General features: G+C 70.4%; 13 protein-coding genes and 2 pseudogenes. 4 read left to right on the top strand and 11 right to left on the bottom strand.

Going from position 1 to position 13,977, the window contains the following annotated elements:
* Positions 1-133: 133 nt before the first annotated feature.
* Together D9V36_RS14880 and D9V36_RS14875 are read right to left on the bottom strand one after the other, a co-directional pair.
* Positions 134-346, bottom strand: a complete 213-nt coding sequence (locus tag D9V36_RS14880; protein ID WP_129294200.1) for a DUF397 domain-containing protein — start codon at positions 344-346, stop codon at positions 134-136.
* Complete coding sequence (locus tag D9V36_RS14875; RefSeq protein ID WP_129294199.1) at positions 343-1,176, bottom strand: helix-turn-helix domain-containing protein; 834 nt, start codon at positions 1,174-1,176, stop codon at positions 343-345. The genes D9V36_RS14880 and D9V36_RS14875 overlap by 4 nt, the downstream gene beginning before the upstream one ends.
* Positions 1,177-1,282: 106 nt before the next feature.
* Here D9V36_RS14875 and D9V36_RS14870 point away from each other — a divergent pair, with 106 nt between their 5' ends.
* On the top strand, positions 1,283-1,531 hold the full coding sequence (locus tag D9V36_RS14870; RefSeq protein ID WP_129294198.1) for a hypothetical protein: 249 nt from the start codon (positions 1,283-1,285) through the stop codon (positions 1,529-1,531).
* A 216-nt stretch (positions 1,532-1,747) separates the two neighbouring features.
* Here the strand turns inward: D9V36_RS14870 and D9V36_RS14865 are convergent, their stop codons facing one another.
* The 3 genes from D9V36_RS14865 to D9V36_RS14855 all read right to left on the bottom strand — a co-directional run bounded on the left by D9V36_RS14865 (position 1,748) and on the right by D9V36_RS14855 (position 3,812).
* Positions 1,748-2,014, bottom strand: a complete 267-nt coding sequence (locus tag D9V36_RS14865) for a hypothetical protein (protein WP_129294197.1) — start codon at positions 2,012-2,014, stop codon at positions 1,748-1,750.
* Between the two features lie 36 nt (positions 2,015-2,050).
* Entirely contained in the window at positions 2,051-2,791 is a 741-nt protein-coding gene (locus D9V36_RS14860; RefSeq protein WP_129298415.1) for a TetR/AcrR family transcriptional regulator, read from the bottom strand.
* A gap of 73 nt (positions 2,792-2,864) precedes the next feature.
* Positions 2,865-3,812, bottom strand: coding sequence for an AurF N-oxygenase family protein (locus tag D9V36_RS14855; RefSeq protein WP_129294196.1), 948 nt, complete (start codon positions 3,810-3,812; stop codon positions 2,865-2,867).
* Positions 3,813-3,987: 175 nt separating this feature from the next.
* On the opposite strand from D9V36_RS14855, the gene D9V36_RS14850 reads away from it, so the two are divergent.
* Positions 3,988-5,097, top strand: coding sequence for a ferritin-like domain-containing protein (locus tag D9V36_RS14850; protein ID WP_129294195.1), 1,110 nt, complete (start codon positions 3,988-3,990; stop codon positions 5,095-5,097).
* Positions 5,098-5,110: 13 nt separating this feature from the next.
* On the opposite strand, the gene D9V36_RS14845 is transcribed toward D9V36_RS14850, so the two are convergent.
* From D9V36_RS14845 to D9V36_RS14820, 5 genes and pseudogenes are all read right to left on the bottom strand, one after another.
* A complete protein-coding gene (locus D9V36_RS14845) occupies positions 5,111-6,046 on the bottom strand; it encodes an alpha/beta fold hydrolase (RefSeq protein ID WP_129294194.1) in 936 nt (311 codons plus the stop codon).
* A 313-nt stretch (positions 6,047-6,359) separates the two neighbouring features.
* Positions 6,360-6,491: pseudogene (locus D9V36_RS42005) on the bottom strand (ABC transporter ATP-binding protein); the annotation flags it as partial.
* Positions 6,492-6,589: 98 nt separating this feature from the next.
* Positions 6,590-7,075 carry an HD domain-containing protein gene (locus D9V36_RS14830; protein WP_241720876.1) on the bottom strand — a complete coding sequence of 162 codons (486 nt, stop codon included), beginning with the start codon at positions 7,073-7,075 and terminating at the stop codon, positions 6,590-6,592.
* A 48-nt stretch (positions 7,076-7,123) separates the two neighbouring features.
* A complete protein-coding gene (locus D9V36_RS14825) occupies positions 7,124-8,578 on the bottom strand; it encodes a penicillin-binding transpeptidase domain-containing protein (protein ID WP_129294193.1) in 1,455 nt (484 codons plus the stop codon).
* A 353-nt stretch (positions 8,579-8,931) separates the two neighbouring features.
* Positions 8,932-10,293: pseudogene (locus D9V36_RS14820) on the bottom strand (FtsW/RodA/SpoVE family cell cycle protein); the annotation flags it as partial.
* A 419-nt stretch (positions 10,294-10,712) separates the two neighbouring features.
* On the opposite strand from D9V36_RS14820, the gene D9V36_RS14815 reads away from it, so the two are divergent.
* On the top strand, positions 10,713-11,225 hold the full coding sequence (locus D9V36_RS14815) for a DUF6624 domain-containing protein (RefSeq protein ID WP_129294192.1): 513 nt from the start codon (positions 10,713-10,715) through the stop codon (positions 11,223-11,225).
* A 58-nt stretch (positions 11,226-11,283) separates the two neighbouring features.
* On the opposite strand, the gene D9V36_RS14810 is transcribed toward D9V36_RS14815, so the two are convergent.
* Entirely contained in the window at positions 11,284-11,655 is a 372-nt protein-coding gene (locus D9V36_RS14810) for a hypothetical protein (protein WP_129294191.1), read from the bottom strand.
* Between the two features lie 931 nt (positions 11,656-12,586).
* On the opposite strand from D9V36_RS14810, the gene D9V36_RS14805 reads away from it, so the two are divergent.
* Positions 12,587-13,873, top strand: a complete 1,287-nt coding sequence (locus D9V36_RS14805) for a cytochrome P450 (protein WP_129294190.1) — start codon at positions 12,587-12,589, stop codon at positions 13,871-13,873.
* Positions 13,874-13,977: the final 104 nt, after the last annotated feature.

Raw genomic sequence — 13,977 nt, 5'->3', positions numbered from 1 at the left:
CCCGCCCCCGGCCCGGACGCCGTGTGCCCACCGCGCACACGGCGTCCGGGCCGGGGGCGCCCGGCTCTCCGCCCCAAGGAAAACGGCCCCCGCCGTGCGGCGAGGGCCGGTCACCCGAGGTGTGCTGCTCGGGTCAGGTGGGGAACTCCCCGCCCTTGACGGCGGTGACGAACGACGACCAAGCGGCACTCTCGAAGGCGAGCGCGAGGCCGTGCGGGTCCTTGGAGTCACGGACGGGGACCACGCCGCGCGAGGCGACGAGGTGGTCGGCAACCTCGATACAGTCGCCGCCGTTGTCGCTGTACGAGGACTTGAACCAACGGGGTTCGGGGGATTCGGTCGTCACGGGGTGCCCTTTCGCAACTGCTCGATCAAGGCCACAGACGCCGCCTGCGACTGCGCTTCGGCCTGTAGCTGATGGTAAGCCGTCAGCATGGGCATCACGAAAGTGTTCTCCCGGTCCAGGTTCCCCTGAGCCTGGGACTCGGCATAGCAGATCAGGGACCGGTCCGACAGCGTCAGGAGATTGACGGGCAGGTTGAGCGTGCGACGCTCACCAATCTCGTACGGTGCCACCTGCAGCAGCGTGTTCGGCAGCTCGGCGAACTCCACCAGACGCGAGAACTGGGCATCCATGACGGCGGCCCCGCCAACGGGCCGGCGGATGCAGCTTTCGTCCATGATCACGAACACCATGGGTGCGCGGGGCCGCGTCAGCGCCGCCTGCCGTTCCTTCAGGAACGAGACACGTTCATCCGCCTGCTCGGGCGTGATGGCACCCCGCCGAACGGCGCTGTCCGCCAACACCCGTGCGTACTCCGGTGTCTGCAACAGCCCGGGGATGATCCCGATGTTGTAAATCCGGATCTCTGCCGCCCGGCTCTCGTACTTGACGTACTCCGGGAATCCCTCCAGCAGCGACCCGTACTGAAGTTCGCGGTATTGGCGCTCGAAGGTGTCCGCACCCTCGATGCCGAAGGCGCGGTCCACGCTACGCGAGAAACGGAGGGTCGGAGGCTTCCGGCCGTTTTCGACAGCGGAGATATGCACGCTGGAATAGTCCGTGCGGCCGGCCAGGTCCTCCTGGGTCCAGCCGCGGGCTTCCCGCAGGCTGCGTAAACGCGCTCCGTAGGCCGCCTGGGGAGAAGCGTCCGGGTTCAACTCGTTCTTGTTCACGGTCGGTTCGACAACCTTCCATCCTGCGCTGGCACGTTGAATGCTTCCGGGGCGTGGGCCACGCTGAACCTCCCGGGTAGTCGCAGCACTACGGAGAGGAGCGGCCGTGTCCGATCAGCACACTACGGCAGCCGAGAAGGTCGAAGACGCCGAACGGGCGAGAGGCGAACTGCGCGACGCGCTCGATGCGGCGAGGGTGAAGCTGCCGTCCCTCGGGCTTGACGCCGCTTCCTGCGCCGGGTCCGCCCCGCTCGCCCTGATCGACCTGGGGCGCTGCAACGTGGCGACGGCCCGCGCGCTTGCCGCCGCTCTCCGGCCCGGCGGGAGCGCGGGCCGGCAGGGGGCGGCGCGGTGACCCGGCGCGTGGTCCCCCCTGTCCCGATCAGCGCCGAGCAGGAGGATGCCGAGCCCCCGCGGCCCTGCCCGCCGGGAGGCACGAGGACCCAGGCGTGCGAGCACCTGCGGACCGAGAAGCGCGAGGGCAAGACCTACTGCCGCACCTGTGAGCGACAGCTCTATCTATGAGCCCCGAGGTGGCCCGCCCGCCCTGCCGCCGAGAGCGTCTGCCGGGTCAACGCGGCTTGCGCCAGGGCCACTTGGGTCCGTCGTCCGGCGACTTCCCCTCCGGGGCGTACTCGTACTTCCACCCGCCGGGCAGGCCCAGGCGTCCCACCCGTCCGGGGACGAGCCGGTAGACATGGACCGTCGGCGGCCGGCCGTCGTCGTGCGGCACCGGGACCTCGTACCTCTTCGGCGGCTTGCCGGTCGCGCCGACCAGGACGGGCAGTACCCGGCCGTCCAGCGGGCCCCCGACGAAGAGGGTGTTCTCGCTTCTCACGCCTTCAGTGTCACACCGCCACGGCCGGGCGGCCGGTCACAGCAGATGCGCGGCGTCGCTCACCACGGGCAGGATGCGGCGGGCCAGGACACCGGCCGGGCCGTCGGCGGTCTCCAGCTTCAGCGCCGCCCGGGTCACCCGCGCGGTCTGCGGGTCCGTGGCCGCGGTGGCGGTCAGCAGCGCGACGAAGTGGTCGACCAGCCAGTCCCGCAGCTCGTCGAGGGCCGGCTGCTTGTCCTCGTCCAGCCAGATCAGCGAGGCGGCCTCGACGGCGGTGATCCACATGCGGACGGTCATCCGCAGCCGCAGGCCCGGCTCCGGCTCGCCCAGATGCCGCAGGATCTGGTCGGCGGCGGCGCGCCGTACCTCGTCCACGATCGCGGACGTACGGGTGGTCTCCACGACGCTGCCGCCCTGCAGCAGCGCGCTGAACCCCGCGTCGTGCTCGTCGACGAAGGCCAGATAGCGGTCCAGTGCGCGCGAGAGCCGACGGGTGAGCGGACCGGTCTCCGGTTCGGCGAAGCAGCGCTCCAGGACGTCGGCCGCGCTGCGCAGCGCGGCCTCGTACAACTGCTGCTTGCCGCCGGGAAAGTAGCGGTAGACCAGCGGGCGCGAGACCTCGGCGGCGGTGGCGACATCGTCCAGCGAGACGTCCTCGGGCGCGCGGTGCGCGAACAGGCCCAGCGCGGCGGTGAGCAGTTGGCTGCGGCGCTGCTCCACGCTCAGCCTGCGGTAGGCGGGTCGGGGTACTGCTGGGGCGGTGCCGCTGCCGTTCATGAACAGCAGCGTAACCGCCCCGGGTTCGGGCTCGTACAGGTGCTCGGGGTGTACGGGGTCCATGCCGGGGGCCTCAGGCCAGCAGTCCCGAGCTCCGCCACAGCCTGCGGCCCACACCGCGCAGTACGCCGATCTCGTCCAGGAAATCGGTCAGCCGCCGGGCGCCGGACTGCATCACCTCGCGGCGGTGGCCACTGGCCTTGACCTGGGCGACGGCCTCGCGCCGGTCCAGGCCCACGTGGGTGTAGACGGCCGGGTTGACGAAGGCGAGGGAGAAGACCCGGGCCGCCTCGCCGGAGCTGACGCGGGTCAACTCCCGCTCCCAGCGCGGCGCGGTGACCATCTGGCGGCGCAGCTCCTCGCGGGCGTAGCGCACATGCCGGGCCTCCTCGACGACATGGATGCGGGTCACTCCGCGCACGATCGTCTGCACCCGCTCGTCCGGGAACGTCAGCCGCTGCATCCAGTCCAGGATCTCCTCGCCGAGCAGGGTGCAGGCGAACGAGCCCGGGGTGGTGGAGACGGTCTTGAGGACGCGGGCGAGCTGGTGGTTGAGCCGGGAGACCGGGTACGCCGGTGCGCCGCTCTTCTGGATCAGGCGGGCGAACATCTTGGAGTGCCGGCACTCGTCGGCGATCTCGGTGAGGGCATAGCGGACATGCGCGCTGGTCACCGGCTTGTCGTAGATGTGCCGGACGAGCAGCTGCATCAGGATGATCTCGAACCAGATGCCCAGCGAGGCGAGCGAGGCGCCCTCGTGCCGGGAGAGGTCCTGCTGCTGTTCGACCGACATCCGCTTCCACAGCGGGGTGTCGTAGAGCGAGACCAGCTCCGGCGGCCAGAACCACTTGCCCTCGTCGAGGGGGGCGTCCCAGTCGAGTGCGGTGTCGGGGTCGAAGGAGTGCTTGGCGGAGGAGTCGAGCAGCCGCTCGGCGACCTGCTCCCGGTCCTTGAGGAGGCCGAGGGCGTCCCGCAGGAGCTCGGTGTCCTTCGCGGTCATCTCGGTGGGTGCGCTCGTCATGGCTGTGGCTACCTCGCTAGTGGATCAGGGCCGGCCCGCGGTCACCTCTTATGAGACTGCGTGTCAGCAAGGGCGTCAATCCCCTGTGCACGACTTATTGACCCGCCGGTAAGAAGCGTGTGAGCCTGCCAACGACCGCCCATGACAAGGCGTTTGGCGAGCCGAGGAGGCGTCCGTGTCGACCCGAGATCTCTACGTACAGGACCCTGGCGGCCCCGTGTGGAAGGTGCCCGCCTCCGGTGCGGCACGCTTCAGCTGGGACTACGGCGACGGGCGCGACCGGCTGCTGGCCCTCTACCAGAAGGGCAAGGACAAGCAGTGGGACGCCGCCCTGCGGATCGACTGGGACCAGGAGGTCGACCCTTGCGACCCGCTCGGCACCCCGGACGAGTCCATGTCCCTGTACGGCACCAGGTACTGGGACAAAATGACCGAGAAGGACCGCGGTGAGCTGCGTCAGCACTACACCTCCTGGCAGTTCAGCCAGTTCCTGCACGGCGAACAGGGCGCCATGGTCTGCGCGGCACGGATCGTGGAATCCGTCCCGGACCTCGACGCGAAGTTCTACTCCGCCACCCAGACCATGGACGAGGCGCGGCACGCCGAGATCTACAGCCGCTTCCTCCAGGAGAAGATCGGGATGCTCTACCCGATCAACGACAACCTCCAGGCGCTGCTCTCCGACACCCTCAAGGACTCCCGCTGGGACATGCCGTACCTCGGCATGCAGGTGCTGATCGAGGGCCTGGCGCTGGCCGCCTTCGGCATGATCCGCGACACCACCACCAAGCCCCTGCCCAAGCAGATCCTCGCCTACGTCATGCAGGACGAGGCGCGCCATGTCGCCTTCGGCCGGATGGCACTGCGCGACTACTACAAGCAGCTCACCGACGCCGAACTGCGCGAACGCGAGGAGTTCGTCATCGAGGGCTGCTACTTGATGCGCGACCGCCTGCGCGGCCTGGAGGTCCTCGAAAACTTCGGCATTCCGCACGACGAAGCCGCCGAATTCACCGAGAACTCCGAATTCCTGCACCTCTTCCGCAAGCTGCTCTTCAGCCGGATCGTCCCCTGTGTGAAGGACATCGGCCTGTGGGGCGAACGTCTCCAGCGTGCCTATGTCGACATGGGCGTCTTCGAGATGGGCGACTCCAATCTCGACCTGCTCATGGCCGAGGACGAAGAAATCGCCGAAAAGCTCGACGCGGAGCGATTTGCAGCCGAGGAGGAGGCCCGTACGGCGGAGGTTGCGGCGACCATCGCGGAGGGCGCGGACGAGGGCTGAGCGGGAGTGACGGTCACGGGGCCGGGGCGCCGTCCGGGAGCCCGTCCCTCAGGAAGTCCCGTACCCGGCGGCCGAGTTCTTCGGGCCGGCCGTACGGCATGGAGTGGTGGCTCACGCCCGCCACGGTCCCGGTCCGTACGCCCGGCGTCCGCTCGGCCCGTGCGGCGACCCGGCGCAGAGCGTGCGCCCGGCTCCGCTCCGCCAGTAGCACCAGGGTCGGCACCGGCGCTCCGCCCGGCCCGGCGACGTCCGGGCGCGGCCCCGTGACCACCTTCGCGGTGCGGAACTCGGCGCCGCCCAGGCCCATCAGCCGCACCAGTTCCGGCGCGGGCGGCGCACCCCGCGTCTCCCACTCCAGGAACCGCCGGGTGCTCCGCTCGCCGGGCCGTACGAACAGCGGCAGCGCCCGCAGCAGATACGACGGCCGGAAGCCGGCGAAGCACTGGGTGGGATCGAGCAGCACCACCCGCTCGACCCTGTGCGGCGTTCCGGGGGAGTGGGAGGGATGTCCCCCGGCGGCGTACACCGCGTAACTGAGCGCGAGCCAGCCGCCGTACGAGTGCCCGAGCAGCGCCGCCGACTCCAGGCCGAGGCCGCTGAGCACACCGTCGAGCCAGGCGAACAGATCCTCCGGCCGCCGCAGCGCCCGCCCCGAGTGCACGCTGAGTCCCGGCGCGCCGATCTGGTCCACGGCATGGACCCGGTGCGTACGGGCGAGCTCGGCGGCCTGCGCGTACCAGATGGCCGAGGTGGTGCCTCCGCCGTGCAGCAGGACCAGCGGCGGGGCGTCGGCCGGCCCGCAGACATTGACCCGGGTGCTGCCGAACTCCGATGGCAGATCGAGCCGTTCCACCGGGACCGGCCAGAGCGCCATGGCCTGCTCGTAGGCGTCACGAAAGGCGGCGGAGGGGGAGTGCGCGGCGGAGGGTGTGGCGGGGGCTGCTGTCATGGTGCACCTCCGGAAACGGGTGGGAGAGCGGCGAACGAGGTGCCGGGTGCCGGGGGGCCGGGTGCCGGGTGTCAGGTGTCTCACCAGTACCTCGTTCGGCAAGTATTCCGCTGAACGAGGTAATCCACCTGCTGCGTGAGGTGACGCTGCGACACGACCTCGCCGGAGCGCGATGCGCCGGCGACACCGGCCTGCACCCCGCCGCTCTCCGGGCCTGAGGCGCCCGCCCGGATGGTCGCGGGCGCAGCACCGCTCCCGACGGGCCGAGCAGGGCGGAGGGCAGGGGGTGGGCCGGCCGCGGAGGGAGAGCGGACTACCGCCTACCGGACCGCGCCAGCCACCGCCCCTCGTGCCGGGACACCTCGATCGGACGGCCGAAGCACGCGGTCATCCGCTCGCCCGTCAGCACCTCGTCCACCGGGCCGCGCGCCTGCACCCGGCCCTCCACAGACTAGCTGCGCATGACACCTTTCTGTGGAGGTGTCCGATGTGTGGACCCCGGTGCGGCAACGGAAGCCGCCATGGGACACAGCCCGGCGCCCGTCACCGCTCGGGCAGCCCCAACAGCTCCCGCACCCGTGCGTACTTCGCCGTCAGCCGCTCCCGCGTCGGCGCGTCCAGCGCGGCCAGCCGCTCCGGATCGGCGTTGTGCGCGAGGTCGGACTCCTTGACCAGCAGCGCCCCGGGCATGGCCAGGATGCGCGCGGTGTACTCCTCGACCGGTTCGTCAGCCCGCTTGGTGACGGCCACGATCATCGCCTTGGTCGACTCGCCCAGCGCCGCACCGGCCAGCCACTCCCGGCTCAGCGCCCCGTCCTCGACCGCGTCGTGCAGCCAGGCGGCGGCGATCTGCTCATCGCTGCCGCCCCGCTCGCGTACCCCGGCCGCGACCGCGGCCAGATGCTCGGCATACGGGCGGCCCGCCTTGTCGGTCTGACCCGAGTGTGCGCGCCGGGCCAGCGCCTCCACCTCGGCCAGGGACAACAGCGGGGGCGGAGCAGGTTCCATGGAAGGGATCGCATCAGCCATACGGCCATTGTGACGCCGGGACGGCCAACCGGTCACACCGCGGAGGGCTCAGCCCAGAGCGGCCGCCATCACCGCCCGTGCGATCGGCGCCGCGCTCCCCCCGCCGCTGATGTCCGCACGGTCCGCGGCCGCGTCCTCCACCACCACGGCCACGGCCACGGCCGGCTCGTAGCCGTCCTTCTGCCGCGCCCAGGAGATGAACCAGGCATACGGCGTGCCCTCGTTGCGCACACCGTGCTGCGCGGTGCCGGTCTTGCCGCCGACCGTGACGCCCTTGATCGCGGCGAGCCGGCCGCTGCCGTGCTCGACGACGTCGACCATCATGTCCTGGAGCTGCTGCGCCGTGACCGGATTGGTCACCTGGCGGGCGGTACGGTGCGGATCGCCCGCGACCACCACGCCCCGGGCATCGGTCACCTTGTCGATCAGCGACGGCGCCGTCAGCTGGCCCCCGTCGGCGACCGCCGCCGCGACCATCGCCATCTGGAGCGGTGTGGCGGCGGTGTCGTACTGCCCGATGGCGGAGAGCGCGACCTGTGAGGCGTCCATCCGCGTATCGAAATTGCTCGGCGCGACGGGCGAGGGGATGGCCAGCCGCCGGTCGTTGAAGCCGAACCTGCGGGCCGTATCGGCCATGCGGCGCAGCCCGATCTGCGCGCCCAGCCGTGCGAAGACGGTGTTGCACGAGGCCCGGAAGGCGTCCTTGAGCGAGGCGTCCTCGCAGCCCTTCGCGGCATTGCCGAGCCGGGTGCCGGTGCCGGGCAGCAGGTAGGGGTCGGGCGAATCGGTGGGCGTGTCGATATCGGTGACCTTGCCGCTCTCCAGCGCCGCCGCCGCGGTGACGACCTTGAACGTGGAGCCGGGCGGATAGGTCTGGTGCAGCGCCCGGTTGAGCATCGGCTGCTGCTCGGCACTGTTCAGCCGGTGCCAGGCCTCGGTGACCTCGGCGCCGTTGCCGGACAGCTCGCCCGGGTCGTACGACGGCGTACTGACCAGCGCCAGCACCCGTCCCGTACGCGGCTCGATCGCGGCCACCGCGCCCTTCTTGTCCCCCAGCCCGTCGAACGCGGCGCGCTGCATCCGTGGGTTGATGGTGGTGTGGACGCTGCCGCCCGGCCGGTGGGCGTGGGTCAGCCGGTCCCACCAGGGGAAGGTGGCGAGCCGGTCGTCGGCCCCGGAAAGGACACCGTCCTCGGCGCTCTCCAGCAGGGAGGTCCCGTAGGTCTGCGAGGAGTAGCCGGTGACCGGCGCGTACAGCGGCCCGTCGGTATAGGTGCGCTCGTAGCGCAGCCGCCCTCCGCTGTCCCGGGAACCGGTGACCGCGCGGCCCGCGACGAGCACGGCACCGCGCGGCTGTGCGTAACGGACGATCGGCCCCCGCCGGTTGGCGGGACTTGCTCCAAAATGTTCCGCGTCGACGACCTGCACCCGGGCGGCGTTGACCAGCAGCGCCACGAGGAGCAGGAAGGAGAAGGCCGCGGTGAGGCGAATACAGCGGATCAACGGCCGGATCCCCTCTGCTCCCCGGAATCCCTCTGCTCCGTGGCCCTGCTCTGCTCCGTGGACCCGCTCACCGCCTCCGGCACCTGCGGCTTGGCGGGCTTCAGGAAACCGACCACCCAGCTCCCGGCCCCGAGCCCCGTGCCACTCCCGGGAAGGCCCGCCGCACTGCTCCTGCCGCCCTGCGTGGCCGCGCTCGTGGCGTCGTTGGCGTTGGCACTCCCGGCAGCATGCGCCAGGCCGCTCCTGTCCCCGCCCGCCGTCTCGTCGGTGGTCTGGCCCTCCGCCCCGGCCGCGCCCTCCGCCCTCCGGGTCCTCCTCCCCCGCCTCCCCCCACGGCCGCTGCCCTTTCCCTCTCCCTCCTCTCCCTCCGCACCCGCCGGCATCCGCGCCCGATCACTGATCCGCAGCAGCAGCGCGATGATGATCCAGTTCGTGACGACGGACGACCCGCCCTGCGCGAGGAACGGCATCGCCATCCCCGTCAGCGGAATCAGCCCCATCACCCCGCCCGCGATCACAAAGACCTGGATGGCGGGCAGCGCCGCGAGGCCCACGGCCAGCAGGCCGCCGAACGGGTCGCGCACGGCGACCGCGGCACGGTAACCGCACGCCACCAGCAGCGCGTACAGCAGGAACAGTGCGGTCAGCCCGGCCAGCCCCAGCTCCTCGCCATAGGTCGCCAGGATGAAATCGGACTTCATGGCGAAGCCGATCAGATACGAGTGGCCCTGGCCGAGGCCGGTGCCGAACATCCCGCCGGCGGCGAACGCGAACAACGACTGGGCGAGCTGACCGGGCCCCTTGCCCGCCGCGATACCGGCGAACGGGTGCTGCCAGTCCTCGACCCGGCTGTGCACATGCGGCTCCAGCGTGCCGACGGCAGCCGCCCCGATGCCCGCCAGGAACAGCCCGATCGCGATCCAGCCGGTCCGCCCGGTGGCCACGTACAGCAGGACCACAAAGATCCCGAAGAACAGCAGCGAGGTCCCCAGGTCGCGTTCGAGCACCAGCACGGCGACGCTGATCAGCCAGATCGCGACGATCGGCCCGAGCACCCGGCCGGTCGGGAGCCGCAGCCGCCACATCCGGCGTCCGGTGTGCGCCAGCGCGCCGCGGTTGGCGGCGAGGTAGCCCGCGAAGAAGACGGTGATCAGCACCTTGGCGAACTCGCCCGGCTGCAGGGAAAATCCGGCGAAACGGATCCAGATCTTCGCCCCGTTGACGGCGGGAAAGAGAATCGGCGCCGCCATGAGCACGAGCGCCAGCGTCGCGCACACATAGGCGTACCGCTGCAGCATGCGGTGGTCCCGCAGCAGCACCACCACCGCCGTGAACAGGGCGACGCCGACGGTCGACCACAGCAGCTGAGTGGGTGCGGCGTGGTTGCGGGGCGTCTCCTGGTCGAGCCGGAAGATCAGCACCAGCCCGACGCCGTTGAGCAGCACAGCGGTGGGAAGCAGCAGCGGATCGGCGTACGGGGCGCGGAAGCGTACGGCGAGGTGCGCGAGCAGCGCGAGGCCGCCGAGCCCCGCGCCATAGCGGAGCGCACCACCCGGCAGGGCATGCCACCTGGCCAGCCCCACCGCCACATACCCGCAGACGCTGATCAGGACGGCGCCCAAGAGGAGGGCCAGTTCGACGCCCCGTCGTTTGGGAAGTGACGGCAAGGGTGGGGGAGTGTCCGCCGGGCGCGCGGCGGCGGTCGCCCTTGCCATTGCCGTCATGCCTGGCAACGTAGCAAGCAGCGGCCGCTATTTCCGTTATGTCGGATACGTCGTTCGGGCGTCCGCACGGAGGGCGCTGAGGTGCGTCCCGGTGGGTGCCGACGTCTCTGCAGGTGCCGGGCGTCTCTGCAGGTACTCGCTTCGCTGTAGGCGCTCGCCCCTCCGCGTCGCTGCGACTGCGGGCGGCCACCTCACCGCACCGGACACGGCCGACGCTCTCTCCGGCACCTTTCCGGCGTAGATCCAGTATCCCCCGATCCGGCCCTCCCCGTCACCGTTCTCCGGAATGATCTTCGCGCCGCCAAGGGCCCCTAGCGTGGTGGACCGAACGAACCGGCGCCGACCACAGGCCCCGGCCGCACGGGCGCAGACCCCGTGCGCGGACCGCGTACCCGGACCATGGAGCGAGCATGACGAACGACAACAACACGGCGGCCCTGTCGGCGGAGCTCATCCGCATGGCTCAGGCGGACCAGAGCGCTTCACCCGGCGCGAACAGCGAGAACCCCGCGGAACGACTGGCCTGGCGCCGCCTCGCCGCGCAGCACGGCGACCGGCTCCACCAGATCATGGACGAGTACGGCTGGCCGACGGCGGAGCTGGTCGGTGACGATGCCGCTCGCGGCGCCTGGCTGGTGGCGCAGCACGCCGACCGTCAGCTCGATGTGCAGCGACGCGCGCTCCGGCTCATGGAACAGGCGGTGGAGGCGGGTTCGGCAAGCCCGCGCGAGCTGGCCTTCCTGCGCGACCGGACGCTGGTGAACGAGGGCCGTGAGCAGATCTACGGCACACAGATCGCGGGCGTCGTCGGGGGCGCACCCGTCCCCTGGCCCTGCGAAGATCCCGAGCGCATGGACGCCCTGCGCGGCGAGGTGGGCATCGAGCCCTTCGACGAGTACGTCGCCCGGTTCGCGATGAGCTGAGGCGCGGCCCGGGGCCTTGAGGCTCCGGGCCTCAAGGCCCCAAGGCCCCGCCTCGGCCTCAACACCAGCGAGGAGCCTCCCCGTCGCTCACGATGTCTCGCTGGGAGGACCAGGCGTACGAGGCGTCGGAGAGCTTGTACCAGACCGGGTTCCCCTCGATGCGCTCCGCCTTGACCCGGCAGACGATCCCCACCTTGGACCCGTACTCCTTCGAACCGACCACGCGGTAGCGGGTGCTCGGGCCGATGCGCACCACCAGCCCGTCCTCGGCGACGACATGGCCCTCGTACACGGCGAAGTTGTCACCCTCGCTCCCGTCGGACGCCAGGGCCGGGCCGGCCGCGACGAATCCGGCCGCCATACCGGAAAGAGCACACAGGGCGAACAGGCCGAACAGGCCGCGCTTGCCGGACTTCGACTGCGGAAACATGCGCTTCCTCCTGCGAAGGGGAGAGCCCCAGGGGGGTGGTTCCCTGCGGGATGAGATGAGCGAAGCTGCCGGGCGTCACCTGACGGACGGGTCGGGGCCTGTGCCCCGCCGGTGCGGTGCCTGTCGCACCCTTCCCCGGCGGTGAGTGCGGATTCCCGCTGCCGCGCCGCTCTCTCGCGCCACGCCCGGGACCGCCGCTCACTTTCGTTCCCTTCTCACGCTAAAGAGGCGCCGGAGAGTCCGCAACTCATCACCATCCGTGATGCCGCGGGTCCGTGGATCTCGCCCACCCGACTCCGGCCACTCTCACCGAACGCCGGAACCGCCCCTCCTCGTCCGTCTCCCCCCTCCTCGTCCGTCTCCCCCCTCCTCCCCCTCCTCCCTCCACCCCCAACGAGCCATCGAGGAAGCACCCTTGCCGCGCCCGTCACTGCGAACCCGTGGTCCGGAACCGCGGGTTGGCACGGGTTGGCCTTCCCTCGGGCCGGCAGGGGGCGTGGAGGCCCGAGGCGCGGCCGGCAGGGAAGGGCGGTGACCACGGGGTGCTGCCGAGTCGGCACGCCCGAGGGGGAATCAAGGACGCCCCAAGGGCATCTCAACGGCGCCCCGGGGGCATCTCGGGGGTATCTCAGGGGCACCTCGGGGCCCACTCGGGGTCATTCCGGGTTGTTCCGTGAACGCGCCCAATGGCACTTTGTAAACTCGTCCAGACCGAATAGAAGAAGAAGGCCGAGGCCGAGCTCGTCACGCTGATGCGGGCGACCGAAGACATCGGTCGATGGCATGGACCAGTGCCATGACCACCGTAAGCGAGGGGCTATGGCGTACGTCACACCGGTGCACGCCGAGTGGAGGTTCCGTGCTGCCCCGGCCGCCTTGGGCCGCGGAGCGCGGGGGATCGTCCCCCTCGACGAAAGGCAGTATTAGCGTCATGACGACTCTCCGTTCCCGGATCATCGCCTGGGCCGGTCGTATGTATCTGTCGAGAACCCGGAAGAAAGGCTTCGACCTGTCTCGAATGTCTTTCTTGCCCGAGTCCGTCCTGATGCCATTGCGACGCGATGGGCTCGACCCCGTGGGTGATCTGGGTGCCGTCCGCGAGCGGGAGCCCGTCAGCAAGCTCCCCGTGCCGATTGCCGCCAATGTCTGGCTGGTCACCGGCTACGACGAGGTCAAGGCGGTCCTGGGAAAGGCCAATGCGTTCAGTTCGGACTTCACCAACCTCGTCGGCAAGGCCGGTGCGGGCGCCGAACAGAACCCCGGTGGACTCGGATTCGCCGACCCGCCGGTGCACACCCGGCTCCGTCGTCTCCTGACGCCCGAATTCACCATGCGCCGCCTCAGCCGGCTCACCCCCCGCATCCACGAGATCGTCGAGGAGCGCCTCGATGCCATGGAAAAGGAGGGGGAAAACGGAGATCCGGTCGACATCGTCCACTCTTTCGCCCTCCCCATCCCTTCCCTCGTCATTTGCGAACTCCTCGGCGTCGCCTATGAAGACCGCGCCGACTTCGAACGCCTCAGTGCCGCCCGCTTCGACCTTTTCAGTGGCGCAAATGCCTCCTTCGGCGCCATATCCGAATCCCTTTCCTATTTCCGGGACATCGTCAAAAAGCAGCGCGAAAATCCGGGCGACGGCCTGCTCGGGATGATCGTGAAGGAACACGGCGACTCGGTCAGCGACGAAGAACTCGCGGGCCTCGCCGACGGCGTCCTCACCGGCGGCTTCGAAACCACCGCCAGCATGCTGGCCCTCGGGGCCCTGGTCCTCCTCCAGGATCCCAAGCACTTCGCGGCCCTCCACGACGGCGACGATGTCGTCGACGGCTACGTCGAGGAACTTCTCCGCTACCTGACCGTCGTCCAGGTCGCTTTCCCGCGCTTCGCCCGTGAGGACCTGGAAATCGGCGGCGTCAAGATCTCCTCCGGGGACGTGGTGCTGTGCTCCCTGAGCGGCGCGGACCGGGACGGCAAACTGGGCCCGGAAATGGAACAGTTCGACCCCACCCGCAATGTCCCCTCCCACCTCGCCTTCGGCTACGGAATCCACCGCTGCGTAGGCGCCGAGTTGGCCCGCATGGAACTCCGCGCCGCCTACCCCGCTTTGGTGCGCCGCTTCCCGAACATGCGCCTCGCCGCCACGCCGGAGGAACTGCAATTCCGCAAACTCTCAATCGTCTACGGAATCGAATCCCTCCCGGTCCGGCTGGACGGCTGACCACCACCCCCGCCCCGCGCTCCGGACCCGACCGGGCACCTGGCCGAGGGCCCCGGTGCCCGGTTTCTGCCGGAACTCCCCGTCAGGGAGACGTCACGTTCACC

This window comes from Streptomyces lydicus, assembly GCF_004125265.1.
GTDB classification, from domain to species: Bacteria; Actinomycetota; Actinomycetes; order Streptomycetales; family Streptomycetaceae; genus Streptomyces; species Streptomyces lydicus_C.
This window is presented reverse-complemented; position numbering and strand designations above follow the sequence as displayed.